General features: G+C 40.4%; 24 protein-coding genes. 10 read left to right on the plus strand and 14 right to left on the minus strand.

All coding sequences use genetic code 11. The features are described 5' to 3' along the window. Window positions 1-4: 4 nt before the first annotated feature. The 3 genes from RN80_RS08885 to RN80_RS09995 all read right to left on the minus strand — a co-directional run bounded on the left by RN80_RS08885 (window position 5) and on the right by RN80_RS09995 (window position 1,229). Window positions 5-469 (minus strand): stage II sporulation protein M, encoded by a 465-nt coding sequence (locus RN80_RS08885; protein WP_060628675.1) that lies wholly within the window; start codon window positions 467-469, stop codon window positions 5-7. An 80-nt stretch (window positions 470-549) separates the two neighbouring features. Then, window positions 550-831 (minus strand): class IIc cyclic bacteriocin, encoded by a 282-nt coding sequence (locus RN80_RS08890; RefSeq protein ID WP_060628676.1) that lies wholly within the window; start codon window positions 829-831, stop codon window positions 550-552. Between the two features lie 224 nt (window positions 832-1,055). After that, window positions 1,056-1,229, minus strand: coding sequence for a PhrA family quorum-sensing system peptide (locus RN80_RS09995; RefSeq protein WP_080998538.1), 174 nt, complete (start codon window positions 1,227-1,229; stop codon window positions 1,056-1,058). 190 nt (window positions 1,230-1,419) lie between these two features. Here RN80_RS09995 and RN80_RS08900 point away from each other — a divergent pair, with 190 nt between their 5' ends. Beyond that, a complete protein-coding gene (locus tag RN80_RS08900) occupies window positions 1,420-2,283 on the plus strand; it encodes a helix-turn-helix domain-containing protein (RefSeq protein ID WP_060628677.1) in 864 nt (287 codons plus the stop codon). A gap of 333 nt (window positions 2,284-2,616) precedes the next feature. On the opposite strand, the gene RN80_RS08905 is transcribed toward RN80_RS08900, so the two are convergent. Both RN80_RS08905 and RN80_RS08910 read right to left on the minus strand, forming a co-directional pair. Next, window positions 2,617-3,312: an LrgB family protein gene (locus RN80_RS08905; protein ID WP_001288954.1), complete on the minus strand. Its 696-nt coding sequence runs from the start codon at window positions 3,310-3,312 to the stop codon at window positions 2,617-2,619. Beyond that, window positions 3,309-3,683, minus strand: a complete 375-nt coding sequence (locus RN80_RS08910; RefSeq protein WP_000781325.1) for a CidA/LrgA family protein — start codon at window positions 3,681-3,683, stop codon at window positions 3,309-3,311. Before RN80_RS08910 ends, RN80_RS08905 begins: the two co-directional genes overlap by 4 nt. Before the next feature lie 282 nt (window positions 3,684-3,965). Between RN80_RS08910 and RN80_RS08915 the strand changes: the two genes are divergently transcribed. From RN80_RS08915 to queF, 7 genes are all read left to right on the plus strand, one after another. Then, entirely contained in the window at window positions 3,966-4,346 is a 381-nt protein-coding gene (locus RN80_RS08915) for a MarR family winged helix-turn-helix transcriptional regulator (protein WP_060628678.1), read from the plus strand. 99 nt (window positions 4,347-4,445) lie between these two features. After that, complete coding sequence (locus RN80_RS08920) at window positions 4,446-4,667, plus strand: DUF4649 family protein (RefSeq protein ID WP_033687231.1); 222 nt, start codon at window positions 4,446-4,448, stop codon at window positions 4,665-4,667. A 15-nt stretch (window positions 4,668-4,682) separates the two neighbouring features. Further along, window positions 4,683-4,997, plus strand: coding sequence for a thioredoxin (trxA, locus tag RN80_RS08925; RefSeq protein ID WP_001029581.1), 315 nt, complete (start codon window positions 4,683-4,685; stop codon window positions 4,995-4,997). 201 nt (window positions 4,998-5,198) lie between these two features. Next, on the plus strand, window positions 5,199-5,852 hold the full coding sequence (gene queC, locus RN80_RS08930; RefSeq protein ID WP_060628679.1) for a 7-cyano-7-deazaguanine synthase QueC: 654 nt from the start codon (window positions 5,199-5,201) through the stop codon (window positions 5,850-5,852). Continuing rightward, entirely contained in the window at window positions 5,852-6,295 is a 444-nt protein-coding gene (queD, locus tag RN80_RS08935; RefSeq protein ID WP_000464573.1) for a 6-carboxytetrahydropterin synthase QueD, read from the plus strand. The genes queC and queD overlap by 1 nt, the downstream gene beginning before the upstream one ends. Beyond that, entirely contained in the window at window positions 6,288-7,004 is a 717-nt protein-coding gene (queE, locus tag RN80_RS08940) for a 7-carboxy-7-deazaguanine synthase QueE (protein WP_060628680.1), read from the plus strand. The genes queD and queE overlap by 8 nt, the downstream gene beginning before the upstream one ends. Before the next feature lie 18 nt (window positions 7,005-7,022). Beyond that, window positions 7,023-7,514, plus strand: a complete 492-nt coding sequence (gene queF / locus RN80_RS08945) for a preQ(1) synthase (protein ID WP_000082587.1) — start codon at window positions 7,023-7,025, stop codon at window positions 7,512-7,514. 255 nt (window positions 7,515-7,769) lie between these two features. Here the strand turns inward: queF and RN80_RS08950 are convergent, their stop codons facing one another. Further along, window positions 7,770-8,438, minus strand: coding sequence for an MIP/aquaporin family protein (locus RN80_RS08950; protein ID WP_060628681.1), 669 nt, complete (start codon window positions 8,436-8,438; stop codon window positions 7,770-7,772). A 255-nt stretch (window positions 8,439-8,693) separates the two neighbouring features. On the opposite strand from RN80_RS08950, the gene RN80_RS08955 reads away from it, so the two are divergent. Further along, on the plus strand, window positions 8,694-9,458 hold the full coding sequence (locus RN80_RS08955) for a (S)-acetoin forming diacetyl reductase (protein WP_000048147.1): 765 nt from the start codon (window positions 8,694-8,696) through the stop codon (window positions 9,456-9,458). A 107-nt stretch (window positions 9,459-9,565) separates the two neighbouring features. On the opposite strand, the gene RN80_RS08960 is transcribed toward RN80_RS08955, so the two are convergent. Both RN80_RS08960 and RN80_RS08965 read right to left on the minus strand, forming a co-directional pair. After that, window positions 9,566-10,357 (minus strand): DUF2785 domain-containing protein, encoded by a 792-nt coding sequence (locus RN80_RS08960; protein WP_060628682.1) that lies wholly within the window; start codon window positions 10,355-10,357, stop codon window positions 9,566-9,568. 11 nt (window positions 10,358-10,368) lie between these two features. Next, complete coding sequence (locus RN80_RS08965) at window positions 10,369-10,701, minus strand: winged helix-turn-helix transcriptional regulator (protein WP_000182730.1); 333 nt, start codon at window positions 10,699-10,701, stop codon at window positions 10,369-10,371. A 149-nt stretch (window positions 10,702-10,850) separates the two neighbouring features. Between RN80_RS08965 and RN80_RS08970 the strand changes: the two genes are divergently transcribed. Then, window positions 10,851-11,240, plus strand: coding sequence for a nuclear transport factor 2 family protein (locus RN80_RS08970; protein WP_060628683.1), 390 nt, complete (start codon window positions 10,851-10,853; stop codon window positions 11,238-11,240). A gap of 167 nt (window positions 11,241-11,407) precedes the next feature. On the opposite strand, the gene pepF is transcribed toward RN80_RS08970, so the two are convergent. The 6 genes from pepF to RN80_RS09000 all read right to left on the minus strand — a co-directional run bounded on the left by pepF (window position 11,408) and on the right by RN80_RS09000 (window position 16,544). Next, window positions 11,408-13,204, minus strand: coding sequence for an oligoendopeptidase F (gene pepF / locus RN80_RS08975; protein ID WP_060628684.1), 1,797 nt, complete (start codon window positions 13,202-13,204; stop codon window positions 11,408-11,410). A gap of 10 nt (window positions 13,205-13,214) precedes the next feature. Then, the gene (locus tag RN80_RS08980; protein WP_060628685.1) at window positions 13,215-13,958 is read right to left on the minus strand and encodes a 16S rRNA (uracil(1498)-N(3))-methyltransferase; all 744 of its coding nucleotides are present in this window, start codon (window positions 13,956-13,958) and stop codon (window positions 13,215-13,217) included. A gap of 1 nt (window position 13,959) precedes the next feature. Further along, complete coding sequence (prmA, locus tag RN80_RS08985; RefSeq protein ID WP_080998539.1) at window positions 13,960-14,910, minus strand: 50S ribosomal protein L11 methyltransferase; 951 nt, start codon at window positions 14,908-14,910, stop codon at window positions 13,960-13,962. A 137-nt stretch (window positions 14,911-15,047) separates the two neighbouring features. Then, window positions 15,048-15,521: a GNAT family N-acetyltransferase gene (locus tag RN80_RS08990; RefSeq protein ID WP_060628686.1), complete on the minus strand. Its 474-nt coding sequence runs from the start codon at window positions 15,519-15,521 to the stop codon at window positions 15,048-15,050. Beyond that, the gene (locus RN80_RS08995; RefSeq protein ID WP_060628687.1) at window positions 15,514-15,951 is read right to left on the minus strand and encodes an NUDIX hydrolase; all 438 of its coding nucleotides are present in this window, start codon (window positions 15,949-15,951) and stop codon (window positions 15,514-15,516) included. Before RN80_RS08995 ends, RN80_RS08990 begins: the two co-directional genes overlap by 8 nt. A gap of 53 nt (window positions 15,952-16,004) precedes the next feature. Next, window positions 16,005-16,544, minus strand: a complete 540-nt coding sequence (locus RN80_RS09000; RefSeq protein WP_049537159.1) for a hypothetical protein — start codon at window positions 16,542-16,544, stop codon at window positions 16,005-16,007. Window positions 16,545-16,546 lie beyond the last annotated feature (2 nt).

Consider the following 16,546-nt stretch of genomic DNA (forward strand, 5'->3'; position numbering starts at 1 on the left):
CTCCTTACTCAATAAAATTAATCATTAAGGGTGTAATAAATGCTTCAATTCCTGCCCCAAGTATTAATAGCAAAAAGGATATCTTTAAACGTTTAATAAAATCCTGTTTATCGTAACATCCTTTTCGATGATTGATTATCGTATCAGATAGATAAATATAAGAAAAAACCTCAATAACACCATGTGGTATTACTAATAATAAATAGAACATATTTGGGAAAGAGGAAAGCAACGCTCCTAAAACAATACCATTAGTGATGAAAAAAATATATATAATCATATCCCCCAATAGATAAGCTGAAAGTAGCCATATACTTGCGACAGTATTTTTTAACAAGATTTGTATAAAATCATCAAAGCCGAAAACTACACTTGCATTTGTTATAAATTGCTTTTCAGATGAAAGAGAAAAACACAGCATAATTATAGCACTACAAAGATAGATTGAAAACATATACTTTTTGACCATTATTTGCCCTCATCAATTTCGTATAGAAAATTTTGAAAAATTGAGGAAGTTAGTGTCTTCCCCAATTTTTCAAAATATTATTATGCACTTGCAAGACCAAAAGCAGCCAAAATAGGACCTACCCAAGCAGGAAGTGTAACACCAGCAACAGCTGCAAACGCCTCTACAATTGTCCCTCCCGAGGAAACAAAGTCCACAATATCTTGATACCATCCTGGTGCTAATTCGATTCCGAATTTTCCGCAAACCCAGTAGATATTACCTACAGCGACAATAGTTACTACAGATACTAACAAACTAAATAGAAATGCTTTCTCAATTTTATTAAGACCGAATTCTGATGCCATGATACTATTGTTCATTTTATTTACCTCCTTGTTAATAAACTCCGTTACAATAAATGATCATATTATCAAAATAATAAAATTACTAGCACATTGGAATCACTCCTTCTCTTAAAATTATATTAAACAAGATATTTTCAAGATGTACTTTATCTCTCTTTCTAGATATAAGACACATCTGTCATTACGCGAATTTTCTATCTGCAAAAAACATGAAAATCTTAATTATTAGCATAAACTTACTAATCTGCTTTGCCAACATCAAGACCTGTAGATTTATTTTGTACTTGAATCCTCACTTCGTGGAATTTACCATCTTGTATAACTTGTCGATATGGGAAAATAGCACTAACTGAAATTATGCCTAATAATAAAAATGATAACAATCTTTTAATTCCATAAACTTTCTTCATCATTTTGAATCCCCTTTCCTTTTTATAATCTAATTCTATCAAATTATATATGATTTGTCAATGATTTTATAACATTTTGTACTTTTTTTTTTTTTTTATTCTTATATAGCATATCTTGCTTTTAAAATTTGCTAATAAAGTCTAAAAGTCGTATACTATTAAGTAGTACAATTACTGAAAGGACATATTTTTTATGAATACACTCGCCGAAAAACTTAGGTTAAAGCGAAAGGAACTTGGTCTCTCCCAACAAACTCTTGCAGAAGGAATTTGTGAACAAAGTCAGATTAGTAAAATTGAAAGAGGTCATTTTATTCCCTCCGCAGACTTGTTATTCAAACTCTCTCAACGACTTGAAGTGCCATTAGATTATTTTTTTAATGAACAAATTGAAATTAAATCTAACCTCTCTAATTTCAAGCAATTATCTGCTCGACTATTAGATGATAGAAATTATGACGATTTGGAATATATTTATAGAATAGAGATTGAACGAAGTACTTTTCTAACACTAGAAGACCGAACTTACCTTGAATGGATTAAAGCTATTATTGATTTCTATCAATATGACAGTAAGTGTGAGGCAATTTCTTCATTGGAAAATATATTATTAAAAGTCTCCTCAAATACTCTGATTTATTTAAAGGCGTTGAATACTCTAGCTAATTTCTATTCCTTAGTGGGTCGTGAACAAGAATATGAGGCAAACTACTCTCATTTGATGGAGTTATATCAGACAAAAAATTTTGAGCATCAAGAGTTTTTATTTGGCTACATCAGAGTTCGTTACAACTACGCTCACTACCTAGTATCAAAGGAAAAATATAATGAAGCCATCCAAGAAGCTCTTGAGACGATTGAACTCTGTAAACAAAGACAGACAAGCTACCAACTGGCTCCTCTACTTATTCTTGTAGGAAATGCTGGAGCCAAATTTCTAGACAAAGAACAAGTCAAAAATTATTATATAGAAGCAAGAGAGTTATGTAAGATTTATAACAATCCTTTAATGTTGATGAAGATAGAAAATTATTTGAAGGAATTAGATACTGTTTAATTTATCCTATCATTAGAATTCTTCTTAAACTTTGAATAACCCCTAAAGCTAATAACCAGCTTGATTCAAATTCACTTCATAAATTAGTGGTATTTTGAGGTTTTATTTTATCAAGTATGTTGGCAAATTTCTCTAATCTTCTAACTTCATTATAGAACTTTCGGTATCAAAAGAGGCTGGGACAAAAGTCTAACCTTAAATATAAAAAGCGAACAAAACGAGTTATCTGAAACTTAGAATTCTGTTTTGTTCGCTTTTTTATCTAATCTATCGATTTTAAAATTTTATAATAAAGAATTCCTAAAATCAAAATCTTTTTGTCCCAGCCTCTTTTTAACTCAATATCAAACTGGCTACGATAGGGCTAACAAAGACATAGAGAATACCGGTGACACCGATAGCCAAGCCACCCATGGCTCCTGCTACAGAGCCATATCGAAAGGCTGTCCCTGTTCCGACTGCATGGCCTGTTCCTCCAAGGGAAAGACCAACAGCTACTGGGTCATCAATTTTCAACCACTTCAAGAGGGTTGGGCCGATGACACTGGTTAAAATCCCAGTCGCCACTACAACCACCAAGGTCACGGTCGTCAGACCTTGCAATTTTTCTGTAATTCCCACTGCCATGGCGGTTGTCACTGACTTCGGAAAGAGAGAAATGGCTAGGAAAAAGTCCATTCCAAAAATCTTAGCTACAAGGGCTGTGAAAGAAGTATTGACAACTACTGCTAACAGACTACCAAAGAGAATACTCCGTGCATGGTGCTTCATCAAGTGAAAACTCTTATAAAGCGGAATCCCTAGAGCCACGGTCGATGGGACAATCAAGTTGTTTAGATAAACCCCACCCTGGTAGTAATCTTGGTAAGAAATACCCGTTACTTTTAGAATGATAATAATAAAAACAGCTGACAAAAGCAAGGGCGTTGTCAAAGGATGGGGAAAACGTCTGTAAATCAGCATTCCCACTAGATAAGCTAGGATAGACAGGGCAAGCCCAAACAGGGGATTGGAAACAAATTCACTCATTTGGCATCTCCTTTCTCATAATCTCCCTCAAACCGTCGTTTGATAAACTGAACCACCAATGCTATGAGGATAATATTGATGACTGCTGCAAAAAAGACAATCAAAACAATTGGCAAAAGATAGGGAGCAATCACATCAAACTTCTCCATTATTCCCACTGCTGGCGGCAAAAAGAGAATGGTCATATTGGCCAGCAAGAAATTCCCCACCATGTTGACATGCCTAGTTCTCAGCCACTTGAATTGTAGGGCTAGAAAGAGAATGATCAAGCCGATAATACTGCCTGGGATGGGCAAATGAAAGAAACTAGAAATCCCCTCTCCGATTAGAGAAATCACAAAGAGAATCATTAATTGAACATATAATTTCATCCTATACTCCACGAAATAGACTTCTTGCATACCAGTTTACTCTTTTTTCAGAAAATTTCAAGGAAATACACAAGGGATAATGAAAATTAGAAAGGAAAGGGGATACAAACAATTCTTGACTTGTGAAAACAGGCATGATTTAGGATAAAATATTCCAGCGTCCTTCTTGTCAGTATTCTTGAAAAGTAGTATAATTATTGCATGCGCAATCATCTTGTGATGCAGAGACTGTCCGTGAATGGACCTTCTTCTATCTATAACTCTAAAAAGAAAGGAGATACTATGACCTATTTGGAAAAATGGTTTGACTTCAATCGTCGTCAGAAAGAAATTGAAAGTCTCTTGGAAGAGACTATTGCCCAGCAGAGCGAGCAAAGTCTGACCTTGAAAGAGTTCTACCTGCTCTACTATCTGAACTTGGCTCAAGAAAAATCTCTACGCCAGATTGACCTGCCAGATAAGCTTCATCTGAGCCCGAGCGCTGTTTCTCGGATGGTGGCTCGCTTGGAAGCCAAAAATTGCGGTCTACTTAGTCGCAGGTGTTGTGATCAAGATAGGCGTTCTAGCTTTATCTGCCTGACAAGTGATGGGCAAAAGACACTGGCCTCTCTACAAAAGGCTGTCGAATCAAGCTTGGAAACTAGTTTGGATTTCTTGATTTAAGATGATTTTAGAAAAAAGTTGCGTGCGCAATCATTTTTCTTGACATTCTCTTTTACAAGGAGTAAAATAAAGTCATCATTAAACAAAGGAGTTTTAAACATGATTGAAATTACCTATCTAGATGCCAGCAAGAACGAAAGAACTGTAACCTTCGATTCTTATGAAGACTTTGATCGTTCACAACAAGCTTGCCTTATCGGCGTCGCAGACTACTACCCTGTCCAAAAATTAACTTACAACGGTCATGATTTGGACTACCATGGGACTTATGGAGATGTCTTCTTCTATCTCATGAAACAAGATTTAAGCCAATATAACTAAAAAAGGAGAAATACAATGGCAAAAGCAATTACAGATGCAACATTCGAACAAGAAACAAAAGACGGTTTGGTCTTGGTAGACTTCTGGGCGACTTGGTGTGGTCCATGTCGTATGCAAGGTCCAATCTTGGATAAATTGTCTGAAGAACTTTCAGAAGATGTTTTGAAAATCGTTAAAATGGACGTTGATGAAAATCCAAACACAGCTCGTGCTTTTGGAATCATGTCTATCCCAACTCTTCTCTTCAAAAAAGACGGCCAAGTGGTGAAACAAGTTGCTGGTGTTCACACAGCAGAACAAATCAAGGCCATCGTTGCTGAATTGAGCTAATCACATTAGAGACCAAGTACTTTCTTTGGTCTCTTTTTTCTTGCCCTTTGCCATTTTTCAAAAAATATGCTAGACTATAAGTAGAATATTACGATGTTTGGGACATGCCATCGCTAAAAAAAACCTCTACTTGGTATTTTTTAGCTCCCTCAAGGGAGCTTTTTGCGTGTTCTGAACATTTCCCATTTTGGAAGGAGTACTATGAAACGTCAATCAGCCTTGGTCGTCTTTAGCGGCGGTCAAGATTCTACAACCTGCCTCTTTTGGGCTAAAGAACACTATGAAACGGTCGAAGCCGTTACCTTTGCCTACGGTCAACGCCATTATCTCGAAATTCAAGTTGCTAGAGAAATCGCTAAGGAACAGGGGATTCGTCATCACATCCTAGATATGTCTCTGCTGGGGCAAATCACTGAAAATGCCTTGACTTCTGATCTAGAGATTGAGCAAAAAGAGGGGGAGATTCCCAATACCTTCGTTGACGGTCGCAACCACCTCTTTCTGTCCTTTGCGGCAGTTCTTGCCAAGCAACGAGGTATTAAAGATATCGTGACAGGTGTCTGCGAGACAGACTTCTCAGGCTACCCCGATTGTCGAGATGTCTTTGTCAAATCTCTTAATGTTACCCTCAACCTTGCTATGGATTACGACTTTGTTATCCAAACACCTCTCATGTGGCTAGACAAGGCTGAAACTTGGGAATTAGCCGACCAACTCGGTGCCTTTGACTATGTTCGTGAAAAGACCTTAACCTGCTACAACGGGATTATCGGAAGTGGCTGTGGAGATTGCCCAGCCTGCCACCTACGTCAACATGGTTTAGATGTTTATCTCTCACAGAAAGGAGAGGCCTAATGTTTTTTGCACCCAAAGAAATCAAACAGGAAACTGGAGAGTCTCTGGTCTACAATCCTCACAGAACCTTGGTATCAAAAGAATTTACCTTTGATGCTGCCCACCACCTCTTTCACTATGAGGGAAAATGCAAATCCCTTCATGGTCACACCTATCATCTGCAGATTGCTGTCAGTGGATTTTTAGATGAACGTGGAATGACCTACGATTTCGGAGACATCAAAGCGATCTACAAGAACTACTTAGAACCCCACTTGGATCATCGCTATCTCAATGAAACTTTGCCTTATATGAACACGACTGCTGAAAATATGGTTTACTGGATTTTCCAAACCATGAACCAAGAGTTGCCAGACGAACGTGGTCTCCGTTTGGAATACGTTCGCCTCTATGAGACTCCGACTGCCTTTGCGGAGTTTAGACGGGAGTGGTTAGATGACTAGGGAACGAATCCTCAAACTACCAGTTCTGGAAATTTTTGGCCCAACCTTTCAAGGCGAAGGCCGTGCAATCGGGCAGAAAACCATGTTTGTCCGCACTGCAGGTTGCGACTACCACTGCGACTGGTGCGATTCTGCCTTTACTTGGGATGGCTCTGAAAAGCCAACTCGTATGACTGCTGACGAAGTCATTGCTGAGTTGGATAAATTAGGGAACTACGACTATGTAACCCTATCTGGAGGAAATCCTGCTATCCTAGCAGCCAACATGGCTGAATTGGTCACCAAGCTCAAGGAACGTGGTGTCACTCTAGCTGTTGAGACCCAAGGCTCCCGCTGGCAAAATTGGTTGAAAGACATCGACCAGGTCACTCTGAGCCCAAAACCTCCTTCATCCAAGATGGAAGTCAACTTTGAGACCTTGGACTTTATCGTTTCCCAACTGGATCCAGACAAGGTCACCTTTAAAATACCTGTCTTTGATGATGCAGATTTAGCCTTTGCTAAAGGAATACAAGAACGCTACCAACCAGATGTCCTTTTCTTATCTGCTGGAAATCCTGAACCCAAGGCTACAGGAAATATTATCCAAGATCAACTGGACCGTCTCAAAGAACTCTGGGAACGCATCGCTGCCGACGATAGCTGGGGCAATGTCCGAGTCCTTCCTCAACTCCATACCCTCCTCTACGATAACCAACGTGGAGTTTAAGATTAGAAAGAAAAAATCATGTCACAACAAGAAGAAATGAAAAACCTCAGCCTCCTCGGCAACAAAGAAACTAACTACATTTTCGAGTATCAACCAGAAGTCCTCGAATCCTTTGACAATCGTCATGTGGAAAATGACTATTTTATCAAATTTAACTGTCCTGAATTTACCTCACTTTGCCCAATCACTGCTCAGCCAGACTTTGCAACTATCTATATTTCCTACATCCCTGACAAGCTCTGTGTCGAATCAAAATCCCTCAAACTCTACCTTTTTAGCTACCGAAATCACGGAGATTTCCACGAAAACTGTATCAACACCATTGGGAAAGACTTGGTCAACTTGCTAGATCCTCGCTATTTAGAAGTCTGGGGAAAATTCACTCCGCGCGGTGGCATCTCAATTGATCCCTACTACAACTACGGTAAGCCAGGAACTAAGTATGAAGGCTTGGCAGAACAACGCCTCTTCCAACACGATCTCTATCCAGAAAAAATTGACAACCGTTAAACTCATACTCAATGAAAATCAAAAAGCAAACTAGGAAACTAGCCACAGGCTGCTCAAAGCACTGCTTTGAGGTTGTAGATAAGATTGACGAAGTCAGCTCAAAACACTGTTTTGAGGTTGCAGATAGAACTGACGAAGTCAGTAACATATACCTACGGCAAGGTGAAGCTGACGTGGTTTGAAGAGATTTTCGAAGAGTATAATACGAAAAAGCCCTGTTCCTCGAGATGAGGAGCAAGGCTTTTTGAGTTTCAATTATTCTTCTGTTCCAAGGAAGTTTTTAGCAACGAGGGCTGCAAGAACCCCACCAACGATTGGCGCAAGGATGAAAATCCATACTTGTTGAAGGGCTGCGCCACCTACCAAAACAGCTGGTGCCAAGCTACGGGCTGGATTTACTGAAAGTCCAGTAATGTTCAATCCCACAAGAATCATCGCCATCAAGGACAAACCAATCACCAAACCAGCAATCGCACCATTGCCCTTGCTTTCTGAAGTCACTGTCATGATAACCACAACAAACAAGAAGGTTGCGATGACTTCAAACAAGAAACCACCAAAGACAGTGACACCATTTGCCAAGGCATTTTCACCAAGACTAGCAGTTGACATACCTGAATTCGCCAAGAGGAAGAAGACAGCGCCAGAAGCGATGAAGGCTCCAACCACTTGTCCAAGGATGTAGTTTACAAGCTCTGAAGATGACAAACGTTTGTTAACAAACATAGCGATAGAAACAGCTGGGTTCAAGTGAGCACCTGAAACAGTTCCGATTGAGAAAGCTGCGACTACGATTGCCAAACCAAAGGCAAAAGCAATTCCAAGGTGTCCAAGTCCCTCAACACCATTCCCAAAAACAACAGCTCCTGTTCCGATGAACACAAGCATGAACGTACCGATTAACTCAGCGACAAATTTTTTCATTTTCTTTCTCCTTTTTTTAAAAACTAGATACTAGTCTATCAAAAGTAGGAAAGGGTTTCAAGAAAATTGATTGGAAATTTTCAGGCTAGAATCCTGTAAAAACGGTAGTGTTTATTTGAAACATTTTTTCTAAAGGTATATAATGTCAATATAGTTCTAATAAGTTATTTATTCCCTAATTTGAACTAATTTTTACAACTTTGCTGTTCTTTTATGAACGTTTGAATGGTATCGTGGATACCAAGGAGGAATCATATGTCTAAAGTTGCTATTGTCACAGGTGCAGGTCAAGGAATCGGTTTTGCAATCGCAAAACGATTGGTTCAAGATGGCTTTAAGGTAGGTGTCTTAGACTACAATCCCGAAACAGCTGAAAAAGCTGTTGCTGAATTATCAGCTGAAAATGCCTTTGCTGTCGTGGCCGATGTTTCGAAACAGGCCGAAGTTGCACAAGCATTTCAAAAAGTTGTTGACCATTTTGGTGATTTGAATGTTGTCGTAAATAACGCTGGTGTTGCTCCCACTACTCCTCTTGATACAATTACTGAGGAACAATTTACACGCACTTTCGGTATCAACGTTGGTGGTGTCATTTGGGGTTCACAAGCTGCACAAGCGCAATTTAAAGCACTTGGCCACGGAGGTAAAATTATCAACGCAACCTCTCAAGCCGGTGTAGTGGGCAATCCAAACTTGACTGTTTATGGTGGTACAAAATTCGCTGTTCGTGGTATTACTCAAACATTGGCGCGTGATTTAGCAGACTCAGGCATCACTGTTAACGCCTACGCACCAGGTATCGTGAAAACACCAATGATGTACGACATCGCTCATGAAGTTGGTAAAAATGCAGGAAAAGATGACGAGTGGGGTATGCAGACATTTGCAAAAGATATTACCCTAAAACGTCTATCTGAACCAGAAGATGTGGCTGCTGCTGTCAGCTTCCTTGCAGGACCAGATTCAAACTACATTACAGGACAAACCATTATCGTTGATGGTGGTATGCAATTCCATTAAGATACACAAAAAGAGGTTGGAAAATGATTCAACCTCTTTTATTAGTTTTCATTATTAGTTAGGAGGACACAATAGAAACTCTTTCAATAAGTAATATTAGCTTATCCCTAGTATTGAAAAGACTGGATAGCTTCTTTCAAGTCATCTTGTAAACTATTTCTCTGGTCAAGTTGGACATAGACTTCCAACAGACAGGATCTGAAGTTGGAAAATTTATAAAAATCTTCCCTTTCTTCTATCGGAAAGTCAACAGCTTTTATCCAAGAAGCTACTTGCTCTTGCTCCAACTTCCCTTGTAAAATAGGTTCATAGATCACTCTTGCTAAACGCCAATCCTCATCATCTGTAAAGCGAATCGAAACTCTTTTAAATAGTTGGCCAAGTATATCAAATACTTCATGAACTCTGTTTTTAGGAAAGTCTGGATGACAAACCACCTCTGTCAGTAAATCGGCTCCATGTGCAAAAGCATGAACCCAACCATACTGACTTGAAAAACCAGTCGTATCCTTTTCTTTTGAAAGATAATACAAACCATGATTTAAAAGGACATTGCGAATTTCTGCTTTTAATCCCTGATAAAAAACCGATTGCTGGTTGGCATCCGCAAACAAGAGGTTTGCATAAACAAGTGCCCTAAAAGAACGTTCAAGTGTTGGCAGACCTACCTTATCAATCTCTTTATCTAGTCCTCCATCAGCTGAGACCACCTCAGCAATGAAATAAAATTGTTCCTGTGTAAATAGCTCTTCCTGAATCCCTCTAGCAAAGCTTGTAAAAACAAGGTCATCGCGAATTTCTGGAGAAGGATCTCCCAAATGGTCAAGCAACCACTGGATTTCCTCCTGATGATAACTTGGTTTTTCAACTGCTATTTTTCTTAGTAACTCTTGATACATGGGCAATACCTCTACATTTCTAGCAACTTGATATAATCTAGACCCCATTTCTCGACAGCATCTAAAACAACTCTAAATTCCTGCCCCATTTCAGTTAAGCTGTACTCAACTCGTGGTGGAACTTCGGCATAGACCTTTCGTTGAACAATCTTATCCTTTTCTAATTGACGGAGATGACGGGTCAAAATAGTTTGAGTAATCCCAGGCAATAATCTTTGCAATTCTTTAAATCGTTTGGTACCCGTACTCAACTGATAAATGATTACCAGTGCCCATTTCCCCGTTAAAACCCTCTGCGTTGTCGCAAATGGACAAATACCATACTCACTCACTTTATTTGTCATAAAATATCCTCTTTCTATTTTTTAAAAAAATTTATCTTTTAGTATCAATAATAGTACTACTTTTGATACTAGCTATCGAAAAAGTGTCTACTTGTTTTTTTGTTTGTAACTGTTACAATTATATCATAAAAAAGAAATGGAGAATAGATATGTCAACAAACTTAGAAATTTTCAACGCTTATAACCAAGCTTTAATTGCTGGTGACTTTCCTGGTGTCTTTAAAACGATGGCAGACGATATTATCTGGCATCAACCTGGTACTCATAGTATATCTGGTACAGTTGTTGGTAAGGACAAGCTAGGGCCTCACCTGGCTACATTTGCTGAGAAAACTAATGGAACCTTTAAGGTGATAACAAATTGGGTTTCTGACAATAAGGATTTAATCGCAGCCAATGTTACTTTTCTTGGAACACGGGCTGATGGTACTGAACTCAATATGAACGGGATTGACCTCTTCCGTATTGAAGACGGAAAAATCAAAGAAGTTTGGCTCTTCTCTTCAGATCAAGCTGAAGAAGATAGCTTTTGGGGATAATTTAAGAGGCCAGAACAAAAAATTTTGATTTTAGAATTCTTTATTATAAATTTTTAAAATCGATAGATTAGAAAAAAAGCGAACAAGACAGAATTCTGAGTGTCAGATAACTCGTTTTGTTCGTTTTTTATATTTAAGGTTAGACTTTTATCCCAGACTCTTTTAATTTACTCTCCCAACTGGGCACTGTAAGCGATAATCTGATTAACCGTATCAGACAAGAATTGGATGGTATCACGGAGTGGTTTGTCTGTTGAAATATCTGCTCCGATAATCATAGCTGACTCAAGCGGTGTCTTGCTACCACCTGATTTGAGAAGTTTGAGCCAGTCTTCAGCTCCAGTTTCTGAATTTTTTAGATGAAGGTAACCAGCAGTCGAGATAACTAGTCCTGCTGAGTAAGTGTAACTATACAAGCCCATATAGTAGTGAGCTTGGCGCATCCAAGTCAGTGCCGCATCGTCATCAATTTCAATAGCATCTCCCCAGAAATCTGTCAAAACTTCCTTCATAATGCTGTTGAGTTTGCTTGCTCCAAAGGTTTCCCCTTCTTCAATCAATGTATATACCTTACGCTGGAAGGCTGCTTCCAAGAGGTGGGTGATGAAATTATGGAAGTAGGTGTCTGTCAAGCGATGGGCAAGAGCGAAGCGTTTTTGACGTGGGTCATCAGACTGGTGTTCCAAGTAATCACTGAGAAGCAATTCATTGAAGGTTGATGGGGCCTCAACATAGTAGGTTGACATGTGGGCGTTGAAGTAACTTTGGTGATTATCTGAAAAGATGAATTGACCAGAATGCCCAATTTCATGAATCAAGGTATAGACATCGCTCAAACGGCCTGTCCAGCTCATGAGGACATAAGGGTGCACACGATATGGATCCGCCGCATAACCGCCAGAATCCTTGCCACTATTAGCTGCAAAGTCCACCCAGCGCTCTTCTTGATAGCGCGCAACTTCCTGACAATATTCTTGCCCCAAAGGTTCTACTGACTTCATGACCAAATCATAGGCGTCATCAATAGTCACTTCAGGATTGAGGGCACTGTCCAAGTCCAATTTCCAGTCTGCAAAGGTCATCTTTTCAAGACCATTCACCTTGGCAACATGCTTGAGGTATCTCTGAGCAACTGGCGCAAAGTCCTTCATGATGAGGTCAATCTGACGGTCAAACATGGCACGGTCCACTTCTTGCTCAGCTAGGAGATAATCAAAGACTGAGTCGTAGCCCTTCATATCTGCCAAGAGTTTTTCAGACTTTACCTGAGCTAGATAGGCTGCTGCAGCTGTATTTTGGTGCTTACGAAGTCCCTCTGAGAAGGAGCGGAAAGATTTCTCACGAACCTCAGCGTCCTCGTGGTTTTGGTAGAAATTCTCATAAGTAACAAAGCTGTTTTTGTAGGTCTTGCCATGGGCTTCAAAGTCAGCCATCTCAAAGTCCCCAGCTCGCATCTTGGTGTAGATATCCTGTGGACTGTAGAAAACTTCGCCAAGATTAGTCAAAGCCTTCTCCACATCCGCACCTAGGTAGTGCGCTTTTTTGATTTTGGCCTGACGAATGGCTGCCGTCAAGTGTGGCAGCTCACCCAAACGGTCCAAGACCTCCTCATCTGCAGCCACCAAGGCGTCGTCAAAGAAGGTCAAGGCTACGCTGGCGTCTGTTTCAAATTCCATCCCAGCTTGGGCGATATTAGCAAAATCTTCATTGCTATAGTCTGTCGTCTGAGGCATAAAGGCATAATTGCCAATATGACTCATCTGGATATAGATTTGCTCCAATTCCGCAAAGGCCTTCTCAAAATCCTCAAAAGTGTGAAGCTTGCCCTTGTAGTCACGGCTAAATTGATTGATGTCTTCGCGCGTTTTCTCAATTGCACGCAAGAAATCCTCACGGTCTTGGTATAGGGCTGTTAAGTCCCAAAGTTCCTTCTCTGGAAATTCTGAACGGTGTTTTTGTTCCATTTTCTTCCTCTTATTTCTCTAATTCTACTAAAACACTAAGGGCTGATAAGGCGTAAAGTGGTGCTGTCTCTGCTCTCAAGATGCGAGGTCCTAGGCCTGCCAAGACTGCTCCTTTAGCTTCAAAACTTTCAATTTCTGCTGGTGAGAGACCGCCTTCTGGACCAAAGATAAAGAGCAGTTTGGCTCCTTTTTCAAGACCAGCGACTGCTTGGATAAACGCAGCGGTTTCTCCTTCTTTAGCCGACTCTTCGTAGGCCACGATGATAGAGTCAAACTGGTCCAGCTGCGCTAGAAAATCTGCTTTTTTCTCAAAAAGTTTTACACTCGGCACCAGATTACGCTTGCTTTGCTCGGCTGCTCCAAGGGCAATTTTTTCAAGTTTTTCAACCTTTTTGCCTAGTTTCTTGCCGTCCCATTTGGCAACTGACCAATCGGCAGGGAAGGCCCAGATTTGACTAGCTCCTAGTTCTGTTACTTTCTGAGTAATAAACTCCAGCTTGTCTCCCTTGGGAAAGCCGGATGCGATGGTTACTTGAACGGGCAGTTCCACATTGTCAACTAATTCTTCAACCAATTTAAACTGACGATTTTCCACATCCAAGACGCGCGCCAAGCGCTTGATACCATCATCAAAGACCAAGCTCACCTCATCATCTTCTTTCAAGCGCATGACCTGAAACATATGCTTGCTGGTTTCCTTGTCCTCAATAGTGACAGGAGAGACTGCACAGCCCTTGACAAAATACTGCTGCATGCTAGCCTCCAATCACACCTGAAATATCCTTAGTCTTCTTAAAGACACAGGCATTCCATTCCCCTTGAATCATATGGGTTTCAAGGAAAAATCCAGCTGACTCAGCCGACTCGCGCACCATGTCCCACTTGTCCTTGATAATGCCACTCATGATGAGGTAGCCTTCATCCTTGACCAAGCGATAAGCATCCTCTGTCAGATGAATGAGAATATCCGCCAGGATATTAGCTACAATCACATCTGCCTCAATCTCCACACCCTTAAGCAAATCTCCTGCCGCTACATGAATATTTTCCATACCAGGGTTGAGCTCAATATTTTCCTGAGCAACACGAACCGCTACATCATCCAGGTCATAGGCGAAAATTTCCTTAGCGCCAAGAAGTGAGCTGGCAATGGAGAGAACACCTGAACCAGTCCCCACATCTAGCACCGTTTCGCCACCACGAAGAACCTGCTCCAAGGCAAAAAGGCTCATCTTGGTCGTTGGATGAGTACCCGTACCAAAGGCCATACCAGGATCCAGCTTGATAATCTTTTCTCCCGTAGTCGCCTCATAGTCCGTCCAAGACGGCACAATGGTCAAATCATGAGTGATGCGGGCTGGCTCATAGTATTTCTTCCAGTTGTCCGCCCAGTCTTCCTCAGCCAAGGCAGTCGTCCCCATCTTGACTTCTCCTAAGTCCATAAAATCTGCCAATTCTGCCAGACGTGCCTGCAAGTCTGCCTCAACTGCCGCTACATCAACCGTTTCGGGATAATAGGCTGTCACCACGATTTCTTCTTGCTGCTCGACCTCTGGGAAAATCTCACCGAAGCGATCCACATTTCCCACATAATCCATGCTGTCTTCGATCGCAACACCTTGCGCCCCCAGCTCAATCAGGAGGTTGGAAACCAATTCCTCTCCCTCACGCTTAACCGTTACTTTTAACTCTTGCCATGTTTCCATAATTAAGATACCAAGCCCATAAAACACAAAGCCAAAATAGGAAATTCTCTGAAGACGCTTGAGTCTAAAAGAAGTTTATCTTTTTGGCACAGTGTTTAGGGCAAGTTCAGTTTAGAAATGTAACTGAACTATCCTTTCTATTTCTCTATGCATTTTTTCATGTATACCATATCCATGCCTTCTTTTTCAGGTTCAATATGGGTTTGATGGTAGCCGTTCTTCTCATAGAAAGCAACCATACCTTCATCCTGTAATACCGTACACAAATCCCACTGTTTAATAGTCGAAAATTCCTTTTCCAGTAATCTCAATCCCTCAGAACCATAACCTTTTCCTTGATATTGGGGTAAAATCGCTGCCGTTCCCAACCAAGCCTCCGTCAACTCTTCATTGGTCTGAACTCGTAAAAATCCTATATTTTCGTCCTTTTCTTTCAAAAAGTAGTAATAACTATTGGCACGCTCAACCAATTTCCACTTGATTCGTTCACGGTCCTCTAGGTAGGGATCATACTCATCTTGATATTTCTCATAGACCGCCTTAAAACTGGCTCTTTGAATCGCAATAATCGTTTCTAAATCCTCTGCTCCTGCTCGTTCTAGTCTAATCATAGTTACTCTCCATATAATCCTTCACCCTGTCCTGCAACTGGGGTACAACCCTATCTGATCCAAGAAACTCATTAATGCTCATCAGTTTATAGCCCTGCCCTTCATCGCCAAAGACGATACTATCAAACTGTTCCTGCCTTAACTTGCCAACTAGAAAGACGGAATCCTTCCCCTCAAAAAGCATACTTGGATAAACCTTACTCCAAAGCAGGCAATCCTCAGTCAAATGAATGCCCAGCTCTTCATAAACTTCACGCGCCGCGCACTCAAAAGGACTTTCATTCCCCTCACGGCCACCACCTGGTAACTCCCACATATTGGGCCAAGGAATGCTGGGCTTGTCATCGCGTAAGATAGTTAAAATCCTATCCTCACAAAAGAGGGCAATTTTACAGCCTGTGAAATTAATTCTTTTATTCAATAATTCCATGATTAAGTCTCTTCCTATGATAACAAACTGCTCTATGCTAGCATTCTACTTAGCTATTCTTGAATCAATTTTTGACAATCTAGATCCCAATATGCCTGCCATCTCCCCTGATTCTTACTAAAATAAACCGTAAACTCATCGTTTACATTATCTGCAACATAGCGAAGACTAGGTGGAGCCTCCTCGCAACTCAGTATCCATGGATGAAAATAAAAATATTTCTCTCGCCTCTCTCGACTATTGTTCAACTTTTTCTTGTTCTGAGGAATGGAGTTTTGAAACTCCCTTTCCAAACTGGACTGGATGGCATTATCAAAGTCGTTTAAAGAAGCTATCAACTGCTCAAACTGTTTCTCTTCACCAGTCTTAAAGTAAATCAAAAACTCAAATTCTCCAAAGCCTTCAGAAAACTCAAGTTCCATGATTTTTGCGCTCTCGTCATAAAGTCCCCCTTCATTAAAAAATCGGCGGCTTTCACACTTCAACACTCTCTCAAAATCTAAATTTTCAAATCGATTGCGTGGTAGAGAAATCCCATACTCTTGCGAGTTTGGGCTTATTTTCCTAAATAGCTGCTTGAAAATATGAAACATTT

Origin of the sequence: Streptococcus mitis, from assembly GCF_001281025.1 — a bacterium.
In the GTDB taxonomy this organism is placed as follows: Bacteria; Bacillota; Bacilli; order Lactobacillales; family Streptococcaceae; genus Streptococcus; species Streptococcus mitis_AK.